At 72.6% G+C, this 25,328-nt stretch carries 18 protein-coding genes and 1 pseudogene; 9 read left to right on the top strand and 10 right to left on the bottom strand.

The features are described from left to right. Positions 1-24 precede the first annotated feature (24 nt). The 3 genes from ypfJ to Prum_RS30995 are packed head-to-tail and all read left to right on the top strand — an operon-like array spanning position 25 to position 3,446. On the top strand, positions 25-987 hold the full coding sequence (gene ypfJ, locus Prum_RS31005) for a KPN_02809 family neutral zinc metallopeptidase (RefSeq protein ID WP_173079687.1): 963 nt from the start codon (positions 25-27) through the stop codon (positions 985-987). Positions 988-996: 9 nt separating this feature from the next. Next, complete coding sequence (locus Prum_RS31000) at positions 997-1,449, top strand: (2Fe-2S)-binding protein (protein ID WP_173084346.1); 453 nt, start codon at positions 997-999, stop codon at positions 1,447-1,449. Next, entirely contained in the window at positions 1,446-3,446 is a 2,001-nt protein-coding gene (locus Prum_RS30995) for a xanthine dehydrogenase family protein molybdopterin-binding subunit (protein WP_173079686.1), read from the top strand. The genes Prum_RS31000 and Prum_RS30995 overlap by 4 nt, the downstream gene beginning before the upstream one ends. A 3-nt stretch (positions 3,447-3,449) precedes the next feature. Here the strand turns inward: Prum_RS30995 and Prum_RS30990 are convergent, their stop codons facing one another. The 7 genes from Prum_RS30990 to Prum_RS30960 are packed head-to-tail and all read right to left on the bottom strand — an operon-like array spanning position 3,450 to position 11,545. Continuing rightward, the gene (locus Prum_RS30990) at positions 3,450-4,901 is read right to left on the bottom strand and encodes an NAD-dependent succinate-semialdehyde dehydrogenase (RefSeq protein ID WP_173079685.1); all 1,452 of its coding nucleotides are present in this window, start codon (positions 4,899-4,901) and stop codon (positions 3,450-3,452) included. Beyond that, positions 4,898-5,839, bottom strand: coding sequence for an NAD(P)-dependent oxidoreductase (locus tag Prum_RS30985; RefSeq protein WP_246278201.1), 942 nt, complete (start codon positions 5,837-5,839; stop codon positions 4,898-4,900). Before Prum_RS30985 ends, Prum_RS30990 begins: the two co-directional genes overlap by 4 nt. A 35-nt stretch (positions 5,840-5,874) precedes the next feature. Next, positions 5,875-6,942 carry an alpha/beta hydrolase family protein gene (locus Prum_RS30980; RefSeq protein ID WP_173079684.1) on the bottom strand — a complete coding sequence of 356 codons (1,068 nt, stop codon included), beginning with the start codon at positions 6,940-6,942 and terminating at the stop codon, positions 5,875-5,877. Next, positions 6,935-7,663 (bottom strand): ABC transporter ATP-binding protein, encoded by a 729-nt coding sequence (locus tag Prum_RS30975; protein ID WP_173079683.1) that lies wholly within the window; start codon positions 7,661-7,663, stop codon positions 6,935-6,937. Before Prum_RS30975 ends, Prum_RS30980 begins: the two co-directional genes overlap by 8 nt. Beyond that, entirely contained in the window at positions 7,650-9,419 is a 1,770-nt protein-coding gene (locus Prum_RS30970) for a branched-chain amino acid ABC transporter ATP-binding protein/permease (RefSeq protein WP_246278200.1), read from the bottom strand. Before Prum_RS30970 ends, Prum_RS30975 begins: the two co-directional genes overlap by 14 nt. Next, complete coding sequence (locus Prum_RS30965) at positions 9,416-10,294, bottom strand: branched-chain amino acid ABC transporter permease (RefSeq protein ID WP_173079682.1); 879 nt, start codon at positions 10,292-10,294, stop codon at positions 9,416-9,418. Before Prum_RS30965 ends, Prum_RS30970 begins: the two co-directional genes overlap by 4 nt. Positions 10,295-10,297: 3 nt before the next feature. Further along, a complete protein-coding gene (locus Prum_RS30960; protein WP_173079681.1) occupies positions 10,298-11,545 on the bottom strand; it encodes an amino acid ABC transporter substrate-binding protein in 1,248 nt (415 codons plus the stop codon). A 99-nt stretch (positions 11,546-11,644) separates the two neighbouring features. On the opposite strand from Prum_RS30960, the gene Prum_RS30955 reads away from it, so the two are divergent. After that, entirely contained in the window at positions 11,645-12,487 is an 843-nt protein-coding gene (locus Prum_RS30955) for an ABC transporter substrate-binding protein (RefSeq protein ID WP_173079680.1), read from the top strand. A gap of 38 nt (positions 12,488-12,525) precedes the next feature. Next, positions 12,526-13,512 (top strand): LacI family DNA-binding transcriptional regulator, encoded by a 987-nt coding sequence (locus Prum_RS30950; RefSeq protein ID WP_173079679.1) that lies wholly within the window; start codon positions 12,526-12,528, stop codon positions 13,510-13,512. Between the two features lie 197 nt (positions 13,513-13,709). Here Prum_RS30950 and Prum_RS30945 read toward each other — a convergent pair whose 3' ends face one another. Next, complete coding sequence (locus Prum_RS30945; protein ID WP_281369046.1) at positions 13,710-14,354, bottom strand: acVLRF1 family peptidyl-tRNA hydrolase; 645 nt, start codon at positions 14,352-14,354, stop codon at positions 13,710-13,712. 27 nt (positions 14,355-14,381) lie between these two features. Here Prum_RS30945 and Prum_RS30940 point away from each other — a divergent pair, with 27 nt between their 5' ends. Next, a complete protein-coding gene (locus Prum_RS30940; protein ID WP_173079677.1) occupies positions 14,382-15,059 on the top strand; it encodes a DNA alkylation repair protein in 678 nt (225 codons plus the stop codon). Here Prum_RS30940 and Prum_RS30935 read toward each other — a convergent pair. Continuing rightward, on the bottom strand, positions 15,043-16,353 hold the full coding sequence (locus Prum_RS30935) for a jacalin-like lectin (protein ID WP_173079676.1): 1,311 nt from the start codon (positions 16,351-16,353) through the stop codon (positions 15,043-15,045). The two genes, Prum_RS30940 and Prum_RS30935, sit on opposite strands and share 17 nt — an antisense overlap. An 81-nt stretch (positions 16,354-16,434) precedes the next feature. Here Prum_RS30935 and Prum_RS30930 point away from each other — a divergent pair, with 81 nt between their 5' ends. Further along, positions 16,435-19,593 carry a penicillin acylase family protein gene (locus Prum_RS30930; RefSeq protein ID WP_173079675.1) on the top strand — a complete coding sequence of 1,053 codons (3,159 nt, stop codon included), beginning with the start codon at positions 16,435-16,437 and terminating at the stop codon, positions 19,591-19,593. 48 nt (positions 19,594-19,641) lie between these two features. Here the strand turns inward: Prum_RS30930 and Prum_RS30925 are convergent. Beyond that, positions 19,642-20,267: pseudogene (locus Prum_RS30925) on the bottom strand (LysE family transporter). A gap of 175 nt (positions 20,268-20,442) precedes the next feature. Here Prum_RS30925 and Prum_RS30920 point away from each other — a divergent pair. Together Prum_RS30920 and Prum_RS30915 are read left to right on the top strand one after the other, a co-directional pair. Next, complete coding sequence (locus Prum_RS30920) at positions 20,443-22,182, top strand: Hsp70 family protein (protein WP_173079674.1); 1,740 nt, start codon at positions 20,443-20,445, stop codon at positions 22,180-22,182. A 12-nt stretch (positions 22,183-22,194) separates the two neighbouring features. Beyond that, entirely contained in the window at positions 22,195-25,086 is a 2,892-nt protein-coding gene (locus Prum_RS30915) for an AfsR/SARP family transcriptional regulator (protein ID WP_173079673.1), read from the top strand. Positions 25,087-25,328: the final 242 nt, after the last annotated feature.

The following is a 25,328-nucleotide window of genomic DNA, read 5'->3' as shown; positions in this document are numbered from 1 at the left end:
GATTTGTGGTCTTAGCATGATCGCGTGGAGTTCAACAAGGACGCCGACCTCGACACCAGCCAGGTCGAGGACATGCGCGGCACGCGGGGTGGGGGACGCCCACGCCTGCCTGGTCCGGGCTTCAAGCTGCCCGCCGGCAAGGGCGGCCTCCTCGTCGTGGCCGTGGTGCTGGTCTGCCTGCTCGGCTTCCTCTGCCTCGGCCAGGGCGGGCTGGGCGGGCTCGGCAGCCTGGGCAGCCTCGGCGGGCTCACCGGCAGCGACACCGAGACCGCCGACAACACCCAACTCGATCAGGCATGCTCCCGGGAGAACGCCAACCGGTTCGACAACCCGGCCTGCGTCAACCTTGCGTTCATCAACTCCATCCAGGCGTACTGGCAGCGCGGCCTGCCGGAGAACTTCGGCCGGCCGTACCAGACCGCGACGACCCGCTACTTCTCCGGCGCGGTGTCGACCGGATGCGGCGCGGCCGACTCGGGCGTCGGCCCGTTCTACTGCCCCGCCGACAACCACGTCTACATCGACCTGAGCTTCTACGACGAGCTGGCCAACCGGTTCGGCGCGCCCGGCCAGTTCGCCCAGGCGTACGTCACGGCCCACGAGTACGGCCACCACGTGCAGACGCTGCTCGGCACCGAGGCCCAGATGCGCCGCCAGCAGCAGCGCGACCCCGGCAACGCCAACGCCCTCTCGGTGCTGCTGGAGCTACAGGCGGACTGCTACGCCGGGGTCTGGGCCAACAAGGCGACGCAGACCACCGACGCCGGCGGGCAGCCGCTCTTCACCGGCGTGACCGAGCAGGACATCCAGCAGGCGTTGACCGCCGCCGCCGCGGTGGGCGACGACACGATCCAGCGCCAGAGCACCGGCCGGGTCAACGAGCAGGCGTTCACGCACGGCAGCGCACAGGAGCGCCAGCAGTGGTTCGACCACGGCTACCGCACCGGCGACCCGAAGCGGTGCGACACGTTCGGCAACGCGCTGTAGAGTGGCGCAATCGATTGCTTTGAGCTGATCATCAACGGCGAGCGCCAAACCGTCGAAGGTCCGCCGGACCGGACGCTGCTCGACGCGCTCCGCGGTGAGCTGGGGCTCCTCGGCACCCGCTTCGGGTGCGGCATGGGCCTGTGCGGCGCCTGCTTCGTGCTCCTCGACGGCCGGCCCGCGCCCTCCTGCGACCTACCGCTGTGGTCGGCCGCCGGCAAGCAGGTCACCACCATCGAAGGGCTGACGCCGCATCCGGTCCAGGAGGCGTTCCTGGCCGAGCAGGCGGCCCAGTGCGGCTACTGCGTCTCCGGCATCCTGGTCAGCGCCGCCGCCCTGCTGGCGTCGGACCCGCACCCGGACGCCGCGACCGTCGCCGCCGCCCTCGACCGCCACCTGTGCCGCTGCGGCGCGCACCAACGGATGGTCCGGGCCGTCGTCCGCGCCGCCCGGGACACCGCATGAGGGTTCGCTTCGCACCGGACGGCACCGTCCACGTACGGGTGGGCAAGGTGGAGCTCGGCCAAGGCATCCTCACCGCGCTGGCCCAGATCGCCGCCGAGGAGTTGGACGTCGACCTGAGCCGGATCCGCATGCTCCCGGCGAGCACAGTGGACGGTCCAGACGAGGGCCTCACCGCCGGCAGCATGTCCGTCGCCGTCTCCGGCTCCGCGCTCCGCCAGCATTGTGCCGGGGTACGCGCACGGCTCGTCACCGCGGCGGGCTTGGAGCCGGCCACGGCGGTGGTCCGCGACGGGGCCTTCGGCGACACGACGTACTGGGCGCTGGCGGCACATGTGGACCTCTCCGCCACGCTCGCGGCCCCGTCTTCGCGTTCGGGCGGGCCGCGCGTCGTCGGCACCAGCGCGCCCCGGCTGGACCTGCCCGACAAGGTCACCGGCCGGCCGCGCTTCGTGCACGACCTGCGCCTGCCCGGCCAGGCGTACGGCCGGGTGGTGCGCCCGCCCTCCCCCGGCGCCGTCCTGCTCGGCGTGGACACCACCGCCGACTTCTACCTGGACGGCCGCTTCCTCGGCGTGGTCGCCGAGACCGAGTACGCCGCGGACCGGGCCGCCGAGGCGCTCGCCAAGGCGGCCCGCTGGCACGAGGAGGACACGCTCCCCGACGAGGACGACCTGCCGGCGTACCTGCGTTCCGGGCCGGTCGACAGCTCCACTGTGGACGAGTCCGGTGCCCCCGCTCCGGTCGCCCGTTGGCTGCGGGCCAGCTACAGCCGGCCGTTCCTGGCACACGCCTCGATGGCGCCGAGCTGTGCCGTCGCCGCGTGGGACGGAGACGTCGTTCGCGTGTGGACGCACAGCCAAGGCATCTACGCCCTGCGCGGCGCGATCGCCCAGGCGCTGGACATCCCCGCCGAGCGGGTGGAGGTGCGCCACGTCGAGGGCGCCGGCTCGTACGGGCACAACGCCGCCGACGACGCCGCCTTCGACGCCGTGCTGCTGGCCCGCTCGGTCCCCGGCCGCCCGGTGCAGGTGCGCTGGAGCCGGCGCGACGAGCTGACCTGGGCCCCGTTCGGCTCGGCCATGACCGCCGACGTGGCGGCCGGCCTCGACGCCGACGGCACCGTGGCCACCTGGTCGTACGACGTGTGGAGCCAAGGCCACGTCGCCCGCCCCGGGTACGCCGGCAGCCCCGGCCTGCTCGCCGCGGCCCACCTCGCCCACCCGCACGAGCTGCCGCCCCCGGCCGACCCGCCCGCGCAACGGGGTGCCGGCACCGCGCGCAACGCCATACCCAGCTACACGTTCCCGCACCGCCGGATCCGCGCCCACCGGGCCCTGCGCGCGCCGCTACGCTCGTCGTCCCTGCGGTCGCTGGGCGCGTTCCTCAACGTCTTCGCGATCGAGTCCTTCATGGACGAACTCGCCGAAGCCGCCGGCCGGGACCCGCTGGACTACCGCCTCGCGCAGCTGACCGACCCGCGCGCCCGCGCGGTCCTGCGCGCCGCCGCGGAACTGGGCGGCTGGGGCTCGCCCGACGCCGAGGAGGGCGTGGGGCGCGGCATCGGCTTCGCCCGCTACAAGGACCACGGCGCGTACTGCGCGGTGGTCGCCGAGGTCGAGGCGGTGCACGACATCCGGGTACGCCGGCTGGCCGTCGCCGTCGACGTCGGCCTGGTGGTCAACCCCGACGGCGTACGCAACCAGATCGAGGGCGGCGCCGTCCAGGCGACCAGCTGGACGCTCAAGGAGCGGGTACGCTTCGACCGCCGCCGGGTGACCAGCGTCGACTGGGAGAGCTACCCGATCCTGCGCTTCAGCGAGGCGCCGCCGGTCGACGTGGAGCTGCTGTCCCGCCAGGAGGAGCCGTCGGTGGGCGCCGGCGAGGCCGCCCAGGGCCCCACGGCGGCAGCCATCGGCAACGCGGTCGCCGACGCGCTCGGCGTACGCGTCCGCGACCTCCCCATCACCCCCGACCGCGTCCTGGCCGCGATCTCGTGAGGGTTACCAGGATGCGGCTATGTACTTGGACTCCAGGTACTCCAGCAGGCCGTCGTGGCCGCCCTCGCGACCGATGCCGCTCTGCTTCACCCCGCCGAACGGGGCCGCCGGGTCGCTGACCAGCCCGCGGTTGAGGCCCACCATGCCGGCCTCCAGCGCCTCGGCCACCCGCAGCCCGCGCGCCAGGTCGCCGGTGTACAGATAGGACACCAGCCCGAAGTCGGTGTCGTTGGCCTGAGCCACCGCGTCCTCGACGTCGTCGAAGACCACGAGCGGCGCCACCGGGCCGAAGATCTCCTCGCGCAGGATCGCGGCAGCCGGGTCGACATCTGCGAGGACGGTGGGCCGGTAGTACCAGCCGCGACCGTCCGGCCGGCCCGCGCCGGTGAGCACCCGGGCACCGCCGTCGAGGGCACCGGAGACCAGCTCGTCGACCTTGTCCACGGCCGGCTCGTTGACGAGCGGGCCGACCTCGGTGGCCGGGTCGAGGCCCGGGCCGACGACGAGCTTTGCCATCGCCTCGGCCAGCCCGCGGGAGAACTCGTCGGCCACCCGCCGGTGCACGTAGAAGCGGTTGGCCGACGTACATGCCTCGCCGCCGTTGCGCATCTTCGCCACCATCGCACCCGCGATCGCGGCGTCCACGTCGGCGTCGTCGAGCACCAGGAACGGCGCGTTGCCGCCCAACTCCATCGACGTGTTGACGACCCGGTCGGCCGCCTCCCGCAACAGGATCCGGCCCACCTCGGTGCTGCCGGTGAAGGACAGCTTGCGTACCCGGGGATCGTGCAGCATCGCCGACACGACCGCGCCGGAGCGGCGCGACGGCAGCACGTTGACGACGCCCGGCGGCACGCCGGCGTCGGCCAGGATGGCGCCCATCGCGAGGGCGGTGAGCGGGGTGTCGCTGGCCGGCTTCAGGACGACGGTGCAGCCGGCCGCCAGCGCCGGTCCTATCTTGCGGGTGGCCATGGCGGCCGGGAAGTTCCACGGGGTCACCAGCACGCACACCCCGACCGGTTGGCGCACCACGAGAATGCGGTTGGCGCCGGCGGGCGCGGTGCCGATGGAGCCGGACGCGCGGACCGCTTCCTCGGCGTACCACCGGAAGAACTCGGCGGCGTAGGCGACCTCGCCGCGGGCATCGCGCAGCGCCTTGCCGTTTTCCATGACGATGAGCCGCGCCAGCGGCTCGGCGCGCTCGGTCATCAGCTCGAACGCCCGGCGCAGCACCTCGGCCCGCTCCCGGGGCGCCGTGGCGGCCCATGACGGCCCCGCTTGGGCGGCCGCGCCGACCGCGGCGAGCGCATCGTCCACTGTGGCGTCCGGCACCTGGGCGAACGGCTCGGCGGTGGACGGGTCGTACACCTCGATGACGCCGCCGCCGTCGGCGGGCCGCCACTGCCCGCCGATCAGCAGACCGGTAGGCGCGAGAGCGAGTGCAGAGTCCTTCATGGACGCTCACCTCCTAGACCGTCGTCCACGTCGGCGGCCTCCGGCTTGAGGTCGAGGCCGGCGCTGGCGGCCTGCTGGTCGAGCAGCACGGCGAAGTCGTCGCCGCCGCGACCTGCACCGATCGTACCCTGCACGATCTGCTGCGTCAGGGCCGCGACGGGCATCGGCACGCCGAGCTCCCGCGCCGCGGCCAGGCCGAGGTCGAAGTCTTTACGCAGGAGTACGGGGGTGAAGGTCGGCGTGTAGTCGAGCTTGACGAACGACGGCGTCTTGTAGCGGGTGAACATGGAGCCCATCACGCTGTTGTTGAGGAAGTCCAGGAAAGCCGCCCGGGAGACGCCGCCCTTCTCCGCCAGCACGGTGATCTCGGCCAGGGACTGGGTGACCACGCCGAGCAGCAGGTTGTGGCAGATCTTCACCAGCCGCGCCGTCTCGCCCTCCCCGACGTACGTCGTGGCCTGGCCCAGCTCGGCGAGCAGCGGCGCGACCCGCTGGTAGACCGGCTCGGGGCCGGAGACGACCAGGCTGAGCCGGCCGGCGGCGACGACCTTTCCGTTGCCGCTGACCGGGGCGGCGAGGAACTCCACGCCCCGCTCGGCCGCCGCGGCCCGCATCGCGGCCGACGCCTCCGGGGACACGGTCGAGCAGTCGACGATGACGCCGGGGGCCGCGTCGGCGCGGGTCAGGAGGCCGCCGTCGCCGGTGAGCACCGACTCCAGGTCGGTCGAGGCGGACACCATGGTGAACACGACGTCGCGGTCGGCCAGGTCGGTGATGCGGTCGGCGACGCGCACCCCGTCGCTGGTGAGCGCCTCGGTCTTGGCACGGGTGCGGTTCCACGCGGTGATGTCGACGCCGGCGCGGGCGAGCCGCCGCGCCATCGCCGCGCCCATCCGCCCGGCGCCGATCCAGCCGACCGTGGTTGCTGCGGTCTTCACGCTGCGGTCCCCCTACTGCAATCGATTGCTCTCACCTAACGTACACCCGCGTCGAGCTGGTCGGCGACCCAGTCCGCGGTCCGGAAGCGGTGCTGGGCGGCCACGTTCATGCAGCCGTGGTTGCCCTCGTCGAGCAGGATCAGGGTCGTCGGGCCGCGCGCCTCGGCGGCCAGGCGCTCGGCGTGCCGCCACGGGATCAGCCGATCGCGCTTGCCGGTGACGACCAGCAGCGGGCACGCGATGGCGCCGGCGAGCCCGGCCAGGCTGAGCGTGTGCGCGGCCCGCCGCGCCGCGGCGTCGTCCGCCGAGCGGGAGCGCACCCGGAACGCCTCGCGGGTCAGCGCCGGCAGGCCGTCCCAGCAGTCGCCGAAGTCGTACGGGCCGGCGAGCGCGACGCAGCACCGCACGCGCGGGTCGGCGCTGGCGATCCGGGGCGCGTAGTAGCCGCCGAGGCTCACGCCCCACACGCCGAGCCGGGCCCCGTCCACGCCTTCCTGGGCGGCGACCGCGTCGAGGATCGCCGCGCCCGGCTCCGTCCAGTCGCCCTGGATCGGCAGGTCGTACTCGGCCTCGCCCTGCCCGGGCCCGTCGACGCTGAACGTGCCGACGCCGCGCTCCAGGAAGAGCGCCTCGGTCGAGCGGAACTCCTCCTTGGCCGAGTCCAGGCCGGGCACCATCACCACCACCGGGTGCGGGCCCGGCCCGGCTGGCAGCCGCAGGACGCCGGCCAGCCGCGCCCCGCCGTACGGGATCTCGACCCGGCGCCCGGCGGGGTCGAGGAACGGCAGCGCGACGTCGAGACAGCGCACGGCGGCCGCGTGCGCCGTACGCATCTGCCCCCGGTCCTGTACGAAGAGGAACTTGCCGAAGTGGTAGTACACGGCCGCCTGCGCGTAGTGCTGCCCGGCCGACCGGACACGCCCCTCCCGCACCGCCTCCGCCCCGAGGGCCTCGTGCTCGGCCGCGACCCTCGACCAGGCCGCGCACCAGTCCGCCCACCGGTCCACCACGCGGGTCACCCGGACGAAGTCGGAGACCGCGACGCCGTTCGTGGTGAACCGGGGAGCCCAGTTGGCGATCGCCGACTCGACCAGCTCATCCATCGCGGGCCACCGCGGCGCCGCCCAGGTAGAGGGTCGCGATCTCGGGGTGGTGCAGGATCTCGCCGGCCGGACCGCAGAGCCGTACCCGGCCGCCTTCCATCACCACGCCGCGGGTGGCCATCCCCAGGCCCAGCCGCACGTTCTGCTCGACCAGCAGCACCGTCTTGCCGTCCTCGTGCAGCCGCCGGATGAGCGCCGCCACCGACGCCAGCGCGCGCGGATCCAGCCCGAGCGAGGGCTCGTCGAGCAGGATCAGCGACGGATCGAGCATCAGGCACCGTCCAATCTCGACCATCCGGCGCTGGCCGCCGGACAGGTTGCCGGCCGGGTCACCGGCCCGCTCCGCCACCAGCGGCACGAGTTCCGCGACCGCCGCGTACCGCCGGCGCAGCAGCGCCCGATCGCGCCGGATCAGGAAGCCGCCCATCAGCACGTTCTCCCGCACGGTCATGGACGGGAAGAGCGCCTGCGACTGCGGCACCTGGGTCACGCCGCGGCGCAGGATCTCGTCCGGCGCCAGCCCGCCGATCGGCTGGCCGCCGAGGGTCACCGTGCCGGCGCGCGGGCGCAGCAGCCCGCTGACCACCCGCAGCACTGTGGACTTGCCGGCGCCGTTGGGGCCGACGACGCAGGTGATCGAGCCAGCCGCGCATTCCAGGTCGACGCCCTGCAACACGTCTCCGGCGCCGTACCCGGCGACCACGCCGTCAAGCCTGAGCATCGGCGGTCGCCTCCTCGCCCAGGTACGCGTCGAGCACCACCGGATCCGAACGGATCAGGGACGGCGGCCCGCACGCGATCGGCTTGCCCCGGGAGAAGACCACCACCGGGTCGCACAGCTCCAGCACCATCGGGACGTTGTGCTCCACCACGAGGAATGTCACGCCCTGCTCGTTGAGCCCGCGTACGACGTCGCACAGCCGCCCGACCAGGCTCGGGTTGACCCCGCCGGCCGGCTCGTCCAGCAGGATCAGGCGGGGCTCCATCATGAGCACCTGGGCCAGTTCGACGAGCTTCTGCTGGCCGTACGACAGGGATCCGGCCGGCTGGTCGGCGAAGCGGCTCAGGCCCACGAAGCCCAGCAGCTCCCGGGCCCGGTCTGCCTCGTGGCCGCTGACCGCGCCGGCCAGCATGGTGCGCCAGCGGGCGTCCGGCATGGGCGCCACGACGTTCTGCAGCACGGTCATGCTCTTGAAGAGCCGGGTGACCTGAAACGTGCGGCCCAACCCGAGATGCCCCCGGGTCCACGGCGGGAGCCGGTCGATCCGCTGACCACCGAACCAGATCTCCCCGGCGTCGGCCCGCATCGCGCCGGTCACCAGGTTGAAGAGGGTGGTCTTGCCGGAGCCGTTGGGGCCGATGAGCGCGGTGATGCTGCCCTCGGCCACGGTCAGGTCGGCGCCGTCCACGGCCACGAGGCCGCCGAAGCGCTTGGTCGCCCCCCGGACCTCCAGCAGCGGCCAGCGGTCGGCCATCCGCGAGGTCGGCTCCGGCACCCGCACCGACACCTGCGCGGCGGCGAGTGCCCCCGCCTGATCGGTGTATTCCACGGTCTTCGATCGGCGCCAGCGAGCGATGGTGGGCAGCAGGCCGGCCGGCAGGAAGAGCACCACCAGCACCAGCGCCACCCCGAAGAGCAGCACCCGGCTCTGCGACCCACCACCGTAGACGGTGGCCAGTTCGCCCGCGATCTGCACCGCGAACGCCCCGACGACCGGCCCCCACAGCGTGCCCCGGCCGCCGACGAGCGCGGACAGCACGATCGTGACGCTGCCCAGGATGCCGAACGCGCCGACCGGGTTGAGAAACGTCAGGAAGTAGGCGTACCCCGCGCCGGCCATGCCCACGAAGAACGTGCTGCAGCAGAACGCGAGGATCTTGAACCGGGTGGTGTCGACCCCGATCGCGGCGGCCTTGCCCTCGTCCTCCCGGATCGCCACCAGCCCGGTGCCGAACTTGGTCCGCCGGATCGCCGCGCTGAAGCCGATCGCCGCGACCATGAGCAGGAGGAAGAAATAGTAGAAGGGAACGTTCTGGTAGTCCCGCGACCAGAACGGCAGGTCCAGCGTGATGCCGGTTGAGCCGTTGGTCAGCGCGGACCAGTTGGTCGCGACCACCTGCATGGCCAGCAGCAGCGCGATCGTGATGATCACGAAGGCGTGCCCGCGGGCGCGCAGCACCACCGCGCCGAGGGCCAGCGCGCCCAGCACGGCCACCACGCCACCCAGCGGCGCGGCCAGGAACGGGTTCAGTCCGGTGTGGACGCCCACGATGCCGGCCGTGTACGAGCCCAGCCCCAGGAACGCGCTGTGCCCCAGCGAGACATAGCCGGCGTACCCGGAGATGATGTTCCAGCTGACCGCCTGCACGGCCAGCAGAAACGCCAGCAGCAGCACGGTCTGCGGGTACGCGTCGTACGGCCGGATGACCGGGTACAGGAAAAGCCCCGCCAGCGGAACGAGCCACAGCCTCTTCACGCGACGTCCTCGCGCAACCTCGTGCCGAACAGGCCCTGCTTGCGTACCAGCAGGACGCCGAGGATGACGACGTAGAAGACCAATGTGGACCAGCGCAGCGAGCCGTACGTCGCGGTGAGCGTCTCGGCCAGGCCCAGCACCAACGCCCCGACCAGCGCGCCCGGCAGGCTGCCCATCCCGCCGAGCACGATGATGCCGAGCAGCCGGGATATCCAGTCGTAGTGCGAGGCCGGGAAGAACGGGTACAGCACCGACATGACGGAGCCGCCGACGCCCGTGGTGGCGGTGCCGATCGCGAACGCCAGCGCCGCCGTCGCGGTGGCGCCCACCCCGACGAGCGCGGCGCCGTCGGGGTTCTGCGCCGTGGCCCGGATCGCCCGCCCGGTCCAGGTCTTCGTGAGTACGACGTACAGCAGCGCCAGCACCGCGACGGCCGCCAGGAAGCCGTAGAGCTGTGGCTTGGGCAGCGACACCCCGCCGATCCGGTACGACTCCTCGAAGTAGCCGGGGGTCGCCGAACGGAACTTGTTGCCCGCCGTCACGTTGAGGACGCCCTCGACGGTCAGCGCCAGCCCGAACGTGAGCAGCACCGACATCGAGGCCGACGCGCCCCGGATCCGCACGACGAGCCCCCGGTAGAGCACCCAGCCGAGACCGAACATCAGCGGCGTGGTGACCACCGACGCGACGATCGGGTCGATGCCGGTGTGCCGCCACAGCCACCACGTCACCATGGCCACCAGCACCAGGAAGGCGCCGTGCGCCACGTTGACGATGTGCATGACGCCGAAGATCAGCGTGAGGCCGGCGGCGAGCAACGCGTACACCCCACCGATCAGCACACCGAGCGCCAGCGCCTGCACCAGTTGCGTCATGGGCTACTTCCAGCCCGGCTTGGGGTGGATGATCGTGGTCGTCGTCGCCCGGTCGGCGGGCATGACGATCTCGACCTTGCCGCCCTGCCACTGCGCGAGCAGGAACTGCGACTGCGGCGCGCCGGTCGCGTCCCAGTTCAGCTTGCCGAGGATGGTCTCGACGGAGTTGGCGTGCAGCCAGTCGGCCAGCGCCTTCTGGTCGATCTTGCCGACCGCCGCCACGGCCGCCTGCAACACCTGCGCCGCCGCGAAGGCGTCCGCCGCGTCCTCCGCGGGCGTTTCCCCGTTGTACGCCTTCGCGTACGCCGCGACGAACTCCTCGTTCAGCGGCGTCTTGGCCTTCTCGTTCCAGCTCACCGTGTAGAAGACGCCCTCGGTGTTGGCCAGCCCGACGCCGTCGCTGTACTGGCCGGCGTTGCTGGGCGCCGACGTCTGGAAGAGCACCTTCGGCGAGAAGTTGAGCTGCTTGAGCGAGCGGACCAGCCCGACGCCGTCCTCGAAGACCGCGCCCTGCGCCACCAGGTCGGGCTTCTTCGCCGCGAGCGCACTGGCGATAGTCTGGAAGTTCGTGGCGTCCGGCGGGTACACAGTGGAGTAGACGGTCTTCACGCCGAGCGCTTCCAGGCCCGCCTGCAGCGTCTCGATGACCGGTCGGGTGAACGGGTCGTCCTGGGTCGGGTACGCCGCGGTCTTCGGCCGCTGATCGGCGGGCAGCGACTTGACCCAGTCGAGCATCACGTCGGCCTGCTTCGGCGCGGTCGCCGGCTGGGCATAGATGAGGTACTTGAAGCCGCGCTCGAACATCCGCGGCGCGCCGCCGGCCGGCTCGACGTAGAGCATGCCGTTCTTCTCCGCCACGGCCGAGGCGGGGTAGTTGAGCAACGACGAGAACGTGCCGAGCAGGAGGTCGACCTTGTCCTGCGTGATCAGCCGGGTGTAGTCGGCGACCACCGTGTCCTGGTTGCTGGCGTCATCAGTGATCTTGAGCTCGACCTGGCGCCCGAGCATGCCGCCCTTGGCGTTGACCATGTTGACCCATACCTCGTACCCGCGCTTGGCCTGGGTGCCGGGCTGGGAGAAGTCGCCGGTGAGCGGCAGCGAGATGCCGATCCTGATCGGCTTGTCGGTGTTCGTGGACTGCGCGCTGGGGGATCGCCGCAGCCGGCGACGGCCGCGGCGAGCACGGCGGTGGTGACAAGAGCAAGGCGAGACAGCAGGCCAGCCATGAGGCCCTCCTTGTTTCAGTCTCATATCGCAATCGATTGCGATCCCTGCATCATGTGAGCCGCGCCACTGAGTGTCAATAGTCTGCGCCAAGATGGTGCAATCGGTTGCGGTAAGGTGTGCGGCGTGACGGATCTGGTGCGGCTGGGGGTGTTCGGTCCCTCGGTGCTGGTGGGCGTCGCTGCGGCGACCGGCGCGCTGGACCGGGCCGGCCTCACGGTCGAGGAGGTGCCGGCCGTCTCCTCCGCCCAGCAGTTCGAGGCGCTGCTCGCCGGCGAGCTGGACGCCGTACTGACCAGCCCCGACAACGTGCTCGCCCACCGCGACGCCGACGTGCGCATCCTCGCCGCGATCGACCGCGGGCTGGGCCTGTCGCTGTTCTGCGCGCCCGGCGCCGACCCCGCCAAGCTCCGCGGTGGTGTCCTCGCCGTCGACGTGCCGCGGTCCGGGTTCGCCTTCGTCGCGTACGCCCTGCTGGCCCGGCTCGGCCTGCACGCCGGGCTGGACTACGCGGTGCTGGCGCTCGGGACGACGCCGCGCCGCGCCGCCGCCCTGGCCGCCGGCGAGTGCACGATGAGCGTCCTCAACGCCGGCAACGACCTGCGCGCCGAGGGCGCCGGCTGCACCCGGATCAGCCGCGCGTCCACCCTCGGCCCGTATGTCGGCGCGGTCCTCGCCGCCCCGGGCGCCACGGTGGACGGCGGCAGCGCCGCGCTCTGGGCCCTGACCACCGCCCTGCTGGAGACGTCCCGCGCACTCGTGGCCGGGCGGCTGCACCCGGCCGCGGCGGCGGTGACCGCGGACCGGCTGGGGCTGGACGACGGCGGCGTCCGGCGATACCTGCGCATGCTCGTCGACCCGCGCGAGGGCCTGGTCGGCGACGGGCGCCTGGACCAGCGTGCGCTGCACACCCTGTGCTGGCTCCGTACGGCCCACGGCGCCCCTCCCCCACGCTGGACGAGGGCCTGATCGACGCCCGCTTCCTCCCGCCGGTATAGGGGACGATCATGAGGCAGCCGACGCTGCAGGACGTCGCGGACACCGCCGGCGTACACCGGGGCACCGCCTCGCGGGCGCTGAACCCGGCGACCCGCCATCTCGTCAACGCCGACACGGCCGATCGGGTCGACCGGGCCGCGCGGTCACTGGGCTACCGGCCCAACCCGATCGCCCGCAGCCTGAAGACCTCCCGCTCGGCCAGCATCGGCCTGGTGATCCCGGACCTGACCAACCCGCTCTTCCCGCCGATCGCGCGCGGCGTGGAAGACGTGCTCGGCGAGGTCGGCTACAACGCCTGGATCGTCAACACCGACAACGACCCCGCGCGCGAGGCCGCCGCGGTCGAGTCGATGCGGGTACGCAACGTGGAGGGCTTCGTCTTCGCGACCGCGCGCCTGGAGCACCCGCTGCTGGCGGAGCTGGTCGCCGCCGGCAACCCCGTCGTGCTGGTCAACCGCCGGGTCACCGGGCCGGAGATCCCGTCCGTCACCTCCGACGACGCCACCGGCGTAGGGCTGGCCGTACGGCACCTCGTCGAGCTGGGACACGAGAAGATCGCCCACCTGGCCGGACCGCAGGACCTGTCGACGGGACGCGGCCGGCTGCGCGCCTTCCGCCAGGCGCTGGAGGACCACGGCCTGCCGGACGAGCCCGCGCGGCGCATCATCTGCCCATCGTGGACGGAAGCGGCGGGCGCGGCGGCGCTGACCCAACTGCTCGACTCCGATGTGGACTTCACCGCCGTACTGGCCGGCAACGACATGCTGGCGCTCGGATGCTACGACGTCCTCGCCGAACGCGGGCTGTCCTGCCCCGGCGACCTGAGCATCGTCGGGTTCAACGACATGCCGTTCATCGACAAGCTCAGCCCGCCGCTGACCTCCGTGCGGATCCCGCACTACGAGCTCGGCGCCGAAGCCGCCCGGCTGCTCCTGACCGAAATCCAGGAACCCGGTCGCCACCCCCGCTCCGTCCTCCTCCCCTCACCCTGGTAGTCCGCGGCTCAACCGGCCCCTCCCCTAACCCCACCCCCACGCGCCGCTGCCCCGCCCCGGCGCCCGCGTCGATCAAGGACCTGCGCGTCGATCAAGGGCATACAGCCGTGCTTTGATCTCCAATCCACGACCGTATGCCCTTGATCGACGCGGAAATCCTTGATCGACGCGGAGCCTTTATCGACGCGGGCCGGAGGTCAGGGGTCGCGGACCAGGATGCGAACCGCGCGGGCGCGCGCCACCGCGGCCTCCAGGATGGCGTGCCGGGGGTCGGGCACGTCCAGCAGGTGCGGGGAGCGCAACGAGGCCAGCGGGGACAGGCGCGGCGTGGCCAGGATGGTGTCGACCGTACGGCGGTCACCGCCGCACACCAGGGCCGCCAGCGAGCCCACCTCGGGCAGGAGCAGCCGGGCGGCCAGGTCGGCGGCGTCACCGGCGGCGGCCTTGGCCTGGTTGTCACGCCGGCGGGCGAAGCGCTGCTGCGACCAGCCGCCCGCGGCGGTGCGGCTCTGGACGTACCGGGTGTCCACCTTGGAGACCACGAGCTCTCCTCCGTGGGCGATCCCGACCGCCACCGAAGCCTTGCGGGCCAGCAGGAGCCCGAGCCGGCGGGGTGCGGCCACGGCGGCCACGAAGCCGGGCAGGTCGGCGAACGGCGGGAGCCCGGGCGGCGAGTGCAGTTCGGCGCTGGATCCGTCCGGGGCGTGCAGGTGTATGCCGTACTCCTGGATGGTGAAGCTCGGCGGACCGTGCCGGGTCGCGAAGCCGTCGAGCCAGCGCGCCAGGCGCGCTGGGTCGACTTCGACCCAGCGCCCGCCCCCTGCGGCCGGTCGGCTGCTCACAAGCCGACGGTACGGCATGATCGGGGCATGACGCCGCTCGCCGCCGAGGTCACGGCCCGGCTCACCCGGGTGTACGGCGCCGCGCGCGACCCGGATCGCGCGGCGGCGATGGCGGCGTACATGCGTGGGCAGTTCGCGTTTCTGGGGATCCCGTCGCCGGCGCAGCGGGCGCTCGCCCGGGAGGTCCTGGCCGGGCTGCCCCGGCCGGCGGAGGACGACCTGCGGGACGTGGCGCGGGGGTGCTGGGCGCTGCCGGAGCGGGAGTACCAGTACTTCGCGTGCGGCTGGCTGCGGCGGCACGCGCGGGTGTGCTCGGCCGGGTTCGTGCCGGTGGCCCGCGACCTGGTTACGACGAAGCCGTGGTGGGACACGGTGGACGCGCTGGCCGCGCACCTGGTGGGGCCGCTCGTCGCCGCGCATCCCGCGCTGGTGTCCACGATGGATGAATGGGTCGAAGACGACGACATGTGGCTGGTACGCACGGCGATCCTGCACCAGCTGCGGTACCGGGAGGCGACGGACGCGGCCCGCCTGTTCCGCTACTGCACGAGGCAGGCCGGCCACCCGGACTTCTTCATCCGCAAGGCGATCGGCTGGGCGTTGCGGGAGTACGCCAAAACCGACCCGGCGGCGGTGCGCTCCTATGTGGAGGCGCACCGCCTGGCGCCGCTGTCGGTGCGGGAGGCCCTTAAGAACCTGGCGTGAAGATGACGCCGAGCTTGTCGACCTCGTCGCCGGAACGCCCGTGGAAGCCGCTGATCTGCCAGCCGGCGGGCGCGGTGTACGTGACGGTGTCCGAGGTGGTGGAGCCGCCGGACAGGGTACGGCCGAGGCTGGTGGTGAACCGGATGTAGAAGATCCGGGTGTGGCCGTCGCGGACACCCGCGTTGAGCGTCACCGACGTGATCCGCTCCCCTGAGCCGAGGGTCAGGCTGGCCGCGGTGCCGCCGGTGCCGCCGTGCACATAGGACGCGCCGCCCACGACGATGCCGACCCGGTCCACTCTGGACCCGGCGCGCAGGCTGACCTGGCTGACCCGCTGGTTTGTCGGCACCGTGGCCACGTCGGTGAACGCGGTGCCGTGCGGGCCGCCGAACGCGTCGCTGAGCGAGAGGCTCGGGTTGAGGGTCCAGCGGAAGCCGGCCGCGATCGGGTAGTGGTCGGAGAGCATCTCGTCGTCGGCCGTGCGGAACGCGGCGTTCTCGTTGTTGTACCAGTCCAGGCCGAGCGTGATGTACCGGTTGCCCCGGTAAAGGATCTTGTCGACGACCTCGCAGGCGTTGGTGACGTTCGCGTCGTCGCACACCAGCGCGTCGCTGCCGGCGGCCGGGGGCGTGCCGCCGCGGACCGCCTGCACCCACGCGTCGGTCAACCCGTTGGCGGACACCAGGTCGCGGATGTTGTCGCCGGCGCGGGTGTAGCGGGTGTTCGTGTCGCCGGTGACGATGACAGCGTTGCCCGTCGAGTTGGCCTGGATGAACGCGGACAACTCACTGATGTTGGCGCGCCGCGCGGACAGGTCGGCGTCGGTGGTGCCGGCGTTCGGGTGCAGGTTGTAGAAGTCGACGTAGACGCCCTCGGCGAAGCGGATCCGCGACCAGGTGAACCCCTTGGGCGTCAGGCAGTCGGTGCCGTTGCAGGCGTCCCAGTCGTCCCGGACGAAGTCCGAGTACGGGTAGTCGGACAGCGTGTTGAGGCCGTCCCCGAAGCCGGCCCCGCCGCTGGTCGGCGTCCGGTACGGGTGGGCGTCGGCGGCGTACAGGGCGGCGTGGTAGTTGAAGTCTTCCTGGACGTGGACGACGTCGTACCCGCCGAGCCGGGCGCCGATCAGCGGCGTGTTCGCCGACGGGTTGCCGCTGGACAGCCCCTCGGGCAGGCCGGCGACGTTGTAGGTGAGCACCGAGAAGGTGCCGGTGGATGGCGGAGCCGCCGAGGCGGGAGTGGCCAGGCCAACCGTCAGCAGCGACGCCGCCACGACGACCCGGGAAATCGAGGACATTGCCTCTATCTATCACGACCGGCGCGAGGTTACTATCCAGTACACGAATGTTCCTCACATATTCACAACCGTGAGGCCCCCATGAAGCGACTCGCCCCCTCCGCCGCGGTCCTCCTCACCGCGGCGACCTGCCTCGTCGTGCTGCCCGCGGCGCCCGCCGCCGCGGCGGTGCTCGCCCCCAACGACTACTGCCTGGAGCAGTGTTCGGACATCCTGCCGCCGGGCCAGAACGGCAACGCCACGCTGGTCGAGATCCTCGGCCACCAGGCGTTCGGCACCCGTCCGGCGCACTCCGCCGACCAGCTCGACAAGTACGCCAACCTGGTCTACAACTACGCCGGGCTCACCGACGAGCAGATCGGGACGTACTTCAACAACGCGTCCTTCGGCGTCCCGGCCGGCCAGGCCGAGCGCACCTACCAGCCGCGGTCGGACGTCACGATCGTCCGGGACAGCGCGACCGGCACGCCGCACGTCACCGGCACGACCCGGTCCGGCACCATGTTCGGCGCCGGCTACGCGGGCGCCGAGGACCGCCTCTTCACCATGGACCTCCTCCGGCACGTCGGCCGCGGCACGCTGACCCCCTTCGCCGGCGGCGCACCGGGCAACCGGGCGCTGGAGCAGAGCGTCTGGCGCAACTCGCCGTACAACGAGGCCGACCTGCAGGCCCAGATCACCTCGCTGCGCCAGCAAGGCGGGCGCGCCGAGCAGCTCTACACCGACGTGGAGAGCTACATCGCCGGCGTCAACGCGTACATCACGGCGTGCATGGCGGGCCGCTACTGCCCCGGCGAGTACGTCCTCACCGGACACCTCGACTCCGTCACCAACGCCGGCGGGCCGGTGCCCTTCACGTTGACCGACCTCGTGGCGATCGCCGGCGTCGTGGGCGGGCTTTTCGGCGGAGGCGGCGGCACCGAGATGCAGTCCGCACTGGTACGCATCGCGGCGCGCGCCAAGTACGGCGCCACCGAGGGCGACGCGGTGTGGCAGGCGTTCCGCGCGGAGAACGACCCCGAGACCGTGCTCACCCTCCACGACGGACAGAGCTTCCCGTACGGGGCCGCCGCCAACGACGCGCCCAGCGTGGTCATGCCCGACGCCGGCTCGGCGACGGTGGAGCCGGTCGTGACGAACCAGACGGGCTCGGCGGCCACCACGACGGCCGCCACATCCACCGAGGGTGCCATCGCCCTCGCCGGGCTGACCATCAGCAGCGCGCAGCGCGGGATGTCCAACGCCGTCGTCATCTCCGGCCAGCACACCACCTCCGGGCACCCGGTCGCCGTGTTCGGCCCGCAGACCGGCTACTTCTCGCCGCAGCTGCTGATGATGCAGGAGCTTCAGGGGCCGGGCATCAGCGCCCGCGGCGTCGCGTTCGCCGGCATCAACCTGTACGTCCTGCTCGGTCGCGGGCAGGACTACGCCTGGAGCGCCACGTCGTCCATCCACGACATCACCGACACGTTCGCGCTGCCGCTGTGCACAGTGGACGGTACGACGCCGACGCTGGCCAGCAACCGCTACCTCTACCAGGGGCAGTGCCGGGCGATGGAGGAGCTGTCGCACGTCAACTCCTGGGCACCGACCACCGCCGACTCGACACCCGCCGGGTCGTACAAGATCGTCGCGTACCGGACCGCACTCGGGCTGGTGGGCTGGCGCGGCGCCGTCGGCGGCCAACCGTACGCGTTCGCCCAGCGCCGGTCGACGTACGGCCGGGAGGCCCAGTCGGCGATCGGGTTCCAGATGTTCAACGACCCGAGCGTGATGGGCACCGCGAGCGCGTTCCTCACCTCGGCGTCCAACGTGGAGTACGCGTTCAACTGGTTCTACGTCAACTCCACCCAGTCGGCGTACTTCAACTCGGGGCGCAATCCGATCCGGGCCACCGGGTCCAACCCCAGCCTGCCGATGAGCACGGCGTACGACTGGACCGGATTCGCCGCGGCGGCCGCCCACCCACAGTCGGTCAACCAGGACTACTACGTCTCGTGGAACAACAAGCAGGCCAAGGACTTCGGGTCCGCCGACGGCAACTTCAGCTTCGGCTCGGTGCACCGCGGCGAACTGCTGGACACCCCGGTCAAGGCGGCCCTCGCGGCCGGACAGAAGTTCGACCGGGCCGGGCTCGTACGCGTGGTCGAGAACGCGGCCACTGTGGACCTGCGGGGCAAGGAGGTCCTCGACGACCTGATCCGGGTGCTGGAGAGCCAGACGATCACCGACAGCAGCCTCGCCACGACGGTGAGCCAGCTCAAGGCGTGGCAGCAGGCCGGGGCGACCCGCAAGGAGACCACGGCCGGCTCGAAGACGTACCAGCACGCGGCCGCGATCCGCACCTTCGACGCGTGGTGGCCGCTGCTGGTCAGCGGCGAGTTCAAGTCCGGGCTCGGCACCGATCTGTACCAGGCGCTCGTCAACGCCCTGCAGATCAACGAGTCGCCCTCCGGCCACCAGGCCGGCGACGTCTCCAACCTGCCCTCGTCGGCCAACGAGGCCCAGACCCACAAGGGCTCCTCCTTCCAGTACGGCTGGTGGGGCTACGTGGACAAGGACATCCGCGCGGTGCTGGGCGACTCGGTGTCCGGCGGGCTCGGCCGCACGTACTGCGGCGGCGGCAGCCTGTCCGCGTGCCGGACGATGCTGCTGGACACGCTGCGGACCGCGGCGGCCCAGTCGGCGTCCACTGTGTACCCGGCTGACGACTACTGCTCCGCCGGCGACCAGTGGTGCGCCGACGCGATCGTGCAGTCCCCGCTGGGCGGCATCACCTCGCCGATCATCGCCTGGCAGAACCGGCCGACGTACCAGCAGGTGGTGTCCTTCCCGGCCGGACGCGGGCAGGACATCACCAACCTCGCGGCCGGGCGTACGGTGACCGCGTCGGGGACGCAGTCACCGCACGTGGCCGCGCGGGCGGTGGACGGCGACACGTCGACCCGCTGGGCCAGCGAGTGGGTCGACAGCCAGACGCTCACCGTCGACCTGGGGTCGAGCAAGACCGTGGGCCGCACGATCCTGCGCTGGGAGCCGGCGTACGCGTCGGCGTACCGGATAGAGACCTCGACGAACGGCACCACCTGGACCACCGCGTGGTCGACCACGGCGGGCAACGGCGGCACCGACAACGACGCCTTCACCCCGCGAACGGCGCGCTACGTCCGCTTCGTCGGCGTGACCCGCGCGACCTCCTACGGCTACTCGCTGTGGGAGTTCGAGGTCTATACCGCCTGAGCCGGACCCTCGCCGATCTTGGACCCGTGGGAGTCCAAGATCGGCGGGTCAGGAGAGTGCGGTGCTCAACGCCAGCGCGGCGATGAGCGCCGCACTCAGCAACGCGGTGACCAGCCGGCCGCGCGAGCCGGCCAGCAAGCGGCCGACGAGGCGGCCGCCGCCGGCGATCAGGAGTTGCCAGCTGGCTGAGGCCAGGAAGGCGCCGGCGGCGAAGAGGACCTCTCCCCCGCTATCCAGCCCGTCGGACGCCTGCCGGCCCAGCACGAGCGCTCCGAAGTAGACGATCGTCATCGGGTTGAGCAGGGTCAGACCGAGCAGCCCTCCGTACGCCCGCAGCGGCGTGGACAGGCCGCTGTCCGGCCGCGCCGCGCGGGCCGGGTCGCGGTGGTGCCGGACCGCGGTGACGGCCGTGTGCACCGCCAGCCCCACGAGCACCACGACCGCGATCCACCGCATCGGCGCGGCGGCCGGCTCGATCACCCCGCGAGCGCGGCGCCACCGGCCACCGCGATCACGGCGTAGAGCCCATCGGCCGTGGCCACACCGAGAGCCGCGGCGGCCCCGACCCGGAACGACGTACGGGCGGCCAACCCCATGATCAGGATAGCGATCGCACCGACCGGGATGGCGACGCCGTACCCGGCGATGACGCCGTCGACGAACGCCCCGATCATGACGGCGGGTACGGGATCGCAGCCGGCCGCTCGCCGCGCTGCTGTCGCTTGCCGGACGTGGCGGCAGCGACAGGGACGCGGGTGAGGAAGGTCGGCTCGATCACGCCGCCAGTCTGCGACCAGGTCAGCGCCGCCGGCCACCCATTTTCGTGCGCGCAACGCTACGGTTGCCTCCGTGGGCGCTGCGGGAGTACGGCTCGGCATCGATTTCGGTACGTCCAACACGGTCGCGGTCGTGGCCCTGCCCGGCCGCGAGCCCCGCCCGCTGCTCTTCGACGGCTCGCCGCTGCTGCCCTCCGCGGTCTGCCTGGACCAGGCGGGCCGGCTGCTGGTCGGCCGGGACGCGCTGCACACCTCGCTGGCCTCGCCGGCCTCCTTCGAGCCGTTCCCGAAGCGCTGCATCGACGACGAGACCGTGCTGCTCGGCGAGGCCCAGGTGCCGGTGCCGGACCTGATCGCGGCGGCGCTGCGCCGGGTCGCCGCCGAAGTGGCCGTGGTCAGCTCGGACCCGGTCACCGAGGTGGTCCTGACCTGCCCCGCGGCCTGGGGCGCACGGCGGCGCGACGTGCTGCTCACGGCCGCCGCCCAGGCCCTCCCCGGAACGGTGCGCCTGGTCACCGAGCCCGTCGCGGCGGCCAGCTTCTTCGTCGAGGTGGCCGGCAGCCAGGTCCCGGTCGACCGGTGCGCGGTGGTGTACGACTTCGGCGCCGGCACCTTCGACGCCTCGGTGGTGCGGCGCACCGCCACCGGCTTCGTGACGGTCGCCGCCGAGGGCCTGACGGACGCCGGCGGCCTGGACGTCGACGCCGCCATCGTGGAACGGATCGGCACGACCCTCGGCGTACGCGACCCGGCGATTTGGCAACGGCTGCTGCGCCCGGAGAGCAGCGGCGACCGGCGGGCCAGCCGCCAGCTCTGGGACAACGTGCGGGCCGGCAAGGAGATGCTGTCCCGCGCCACCACCACACTCATCCACGTACCGCTGTTCGACGCGGACGCGCCGCTCGGCCGGGAGGAACTGGAGGAGATCGCCGCACCGGTCCTGCAGCAGACGATCGGTGCGGTCCGGCTGGTGCTCCAGCGCGCCGCCATCGAGGCGCCCGAGGTCGCCGCGGTGTTCCTGGCCGGCGGCTCCAGCCGCATCCCCGCCGTGGCCACCGTCCTGCACCGAGCGCTGGGCATCGCACCGACCAATGTGGAGCAGCCCGAACTCGCCGTGGCCGAGGGCAGCCTCCGTACCGTGGAATCGGCCCCCCACGAGGAGCCGACGACGACGGCCTGGCCCGACCTCCCAGGCGTGGCCACGCCCGCCCGGCCGCGGCGCCGGCCCGCGGTGATCCTCGCGGTCGGCGCGGCGTTGGCGGTGTTCGCGGCGGCCGGCGTGGCCGCGGCGGCCGCCCTCGGCGACGACGACGCGCAGGGGCAGGGCGCCGGCCCGACCACGACGCCCACCGCCGCGAGCCCATCGCCCACGCCGTCGCCGACCCCGTCGCTCGCGCCCAACCTGGACCCTTGTCTGGTCGGAACCTGGCGGTCCACGTCGATCACGGCCTTCCACGCGATCAGCGGCGACCAGGTCGCGCTCACCGGCCGCGCCGGCGTCGTCGCGACGTACCGGCCGGACGGCGTCCTCACGCAAGACTTCAACAAGAGCACCGACACCGCGGCCAACCACGACGGCGCCCGGTGGAGCGAGAAGGTAAGGGGCACGGCCAGGATGCGCGTCCGGCACACGGACGGCAAGGAGTACATCAGCGAGGTCCAGGCCAAGGGGACGGTCACGCTGTACCGCAACGGAAAGCGGAACAACCAGATCCCGCTGTCCTTCATCCTCGAACCGGAGGAGTACTTCTGCTCCGGCGACCGGCTGGAGTTCCACGGCGGGGGCGTGAGCGTGTGGACCCGCCTGGCATAGGGGGTGACGGGGATGGCCAGGTTCCGGATTCTCGGCACACTCGAAATCGACCCCGCCGGCGGGCAGCCGGCGACGCTGACCGCGACCAAACCCCGCACCCTGCTCGGCGTGCTCCTGCTGCACGCCAACCGCCCGGTGGGCGTCAGCGCGCTGACCGACGCGCTGTGGCCGCTCAAGCCGCCGCGGACCGCCGCCGGCGCCCTACGGACGCACGTCTCCACCCTGCGTACGTCGCTACGCCTCACCGGGCTGACCGCGCGGCCACCCGGATACCAGCTCGACATCGCCCCGTACGACCTGGACATGCTCCTGTTCGACCGGCTCGCCGAGGAAGGGCACCGGGCGACGGGACGCGGCGACCTGGCCGGCGCGGCCGACCTGTGGGAGCGGGCCCTCGCCCTGTGGCGCGGGCGGCCACTGGACGGCATCGAGGTGGGCCCGGCGGCCGAGTCCACCCTGGCCGACCTCGCTGAGCGACGGCTCACACTGCTGGAGCACTGGGCACAGGCCCGGCTCACCCTCGGCCGGCACTCCGACGCGCTGCCCGCGCTCGCCGCCGCCGCCACGGAGCAGCCGCTGCGCGAGCGGTTGCACGAGCTGACCATGCTGGCGCTGTACCGCGCCGGGCGGCAGGCCGACGCGCTGGACGCGTTCCGGCGCCTGCGCCGCCGCCTCGTCACCGAACTGGGCGTCGAGCCGGGCCAGGCGCTGCAACGGCTCCAGCGGCAGATCCTGTCCGCCGACCCGGCACTGGACCCGCTCCGCGAGCCGGTCACCGCCCGCGCCCCCGTACCCCGGCAGCTGCCACCCGACGTCGCCGCGTTCACCGGCCGGCATCGCGAGGTGGCGGCCATCCGGGCCCGGCTGCCCGCGACGTCGCCACTGCGCCCGATGCCGATCGTCGCCATCGACGGAGCCGGCGGGGTCGGCAAGTCCGCGCTCGCCATCCACATCGCACACCGGCTGGCACACCGCTTCCCCGACGGCCAGCTCTACGTCGACCTGCAGGGCGCCACCGCCGGCCTGCGCCCGCTGCCGCCGCTGGAGGTGCTCGGCCGCTTCCTTCGTGCCCTCGGCGCCCGCGAAACCGATGCCACCACAGTGGACGAGGCCAGCGCGGCGTTCCGGGCCGTAGCGGCTCCCCGGCGGCTGCTCGTGGTGCTGGACAACGCACACAGCGCCGAGCAGGTGCGCCCGCTGCTGCCGGCCGGACCGCACACCTCCGTGGTGGTGACCAGCCGCCGCATGCTCTCCACTCTGGACAGCGCCACCCACGTACGCCTCGACGTACTGCCGCCGACCGAGGCGATCCAGTTACTGGGGCGGCTCTGCGGCACCGACCGCATCGCCGCCGACCCGGCCGCCGCGCAGGGCCTGGCCCGCTGGTGCGGGCGCCTGCCGCTGGCCCTACGCATCGCCGGCGCCCGACTGGCGGCCCGCCCGGCCTGGCCGGTGCGCGAGCTCGCCGACCGGCTGTCCGACGCCCGCCGCCGCCTCGACGAGCTGCAGATCGCCGAGCTGGGCGTGCGGTCCAGCTTCCAGGTCGGGTACGAGCTGCTGCGTGACGGCGGCGACGCGGACGACCGGGAAGCGGCGTACGCGTTCCCGTTGCTGGCTCAGCCGGACGCGGCCGACCTGAGCCTGCCGGCCGTCGCGGCGCTCCTCGACCTCAGCGAGGCCGCCACCGAGCGGATCCTGGACCGGCTCGTCGACTGCCAGCTCGTGGCCAACCCGGCGCCCGGCCGCTACCGCCTGCACGACCTCCTGCGCCTCTTTGGACGGTCCCTCTTGGACAGCCGGACTGGGCCGCTCACCCGCCTACTTCGCTGGTACGCGTCGACCGCCTGGCAGGCGTTCCGGCTACTGCGCCCGGCCGACCCGCGCCCGGCGAGCGCCGGCGAATGGGCGCAGGGCGGCACACCGTTCCCGGACGTCGAGCGGGCCCTGGACTGGCTGGAGGCCGAACGCCCCAACCTGCTCGCCGCCGTACACCAGATCGCGGAGGCGCCCGAACTGCCGGCGGCCGCGGCCACCAGCCTGGCCCGCGCGCTGTTCGCGTTCTTCCACGTGCGCGGCTACCTCAACGACTGGGTCGAGGTGAACGAGACGGCCCGCACGGTCGCCCGCCGGGCCGGTGACCCGGTCGCCGAGGCGCACGCCTGTCGCGACCTGGGCGCCGCGTACGAGGTACGCGGCGAATACCCCAAGGCGCTCGACCGCCTGCGCGCCGGCCTCGACCGGTACGCCGCGGCTGGTGACCGCGCCGGGGAAGCCGCCTGCCTGAACGGCCTCGGCGCGGTGCACGACAGCCTCGGCCAGCTCCACCAGGCCGCTGACTGCCTGGAGCGGAGCCTGGCCATCGCTCGGGAGCTGAACGACCCGCACACCCGGGGAATCAGCCTCAACAACCTCGGCGAGGTCTACGGTGGACTCGGCGACTACAGCCGGGCCGTCGCCAGCCTCCGCGAGGCCCTGACCATCTTCCGCGGCACCGGCAACCGGCGCAGCCAAGCGACCGCCCTCAACAACCTGGCCCAGGTGTACGAGCGGCAGGGCTCCTTCGCCGACGCCTTATCGTGCTACGAAGAGAGCTACGCGATGTTCGTGGACCTGGGCATCGCGGTCGGGCAGGCGACCGTGCTGGCGGCGCTCGGCCGGGTGCAGCGGCTCCTGGGCCGGCACGCCGACGCCCTGGACCGGCTGCGGGCCGGCCTCGCCGTCGCGGAACGGGTGGACGAACGCCGCAGCGCCGCCATCTGCCTGCGCGAGTTGGGCACGACCCAGTGGGAACTCGGCGAGCAAGACCAGGCCCGCGAAGACTGGCGCCACGCACTTGCGATCTTTCAAGAATTGGGCGTCCCCGAAGCCGACGAAGTCCGCGCCCACCTCCTCCGCGGAGCCTAAGCCCCTCCTCTCCCCGTCGATCAAGGGCATATGGCCGTGCTTCGATCTCCAATCCACGACCCTTTGCCCTTGATCGGCGCCGAGTTCCTTGATCGGCGCCCGCGGCCGAAGCCAGCAACTAAACGCTGGCGTTACTAAACATCAGCGTTTAGTCTTGAAGAATGGCGGACGCCTGGGAGGTCGTCTTCGTCGCGGAAGTCGTTACGTGGGTACGACGAGAACATCCCGCTGGCCGAGAAGCG

The sequence above is a fragment of the Phytohabitans rumicis genome (assembly GCF_011764445.1).
Classification (GTDB): domain Bacteria; phylum Actinomycetota; class Actinomycetes; order Mycobacteriales; family Micromonosporaceae; genus Phytohabitans; species Phytohabitans rumicis.
The sequence above is the reverse complement of the archived record's forward strand: the minus strand, read 5'-3'. Positions and strand labels throughout refer to the sequence as shown.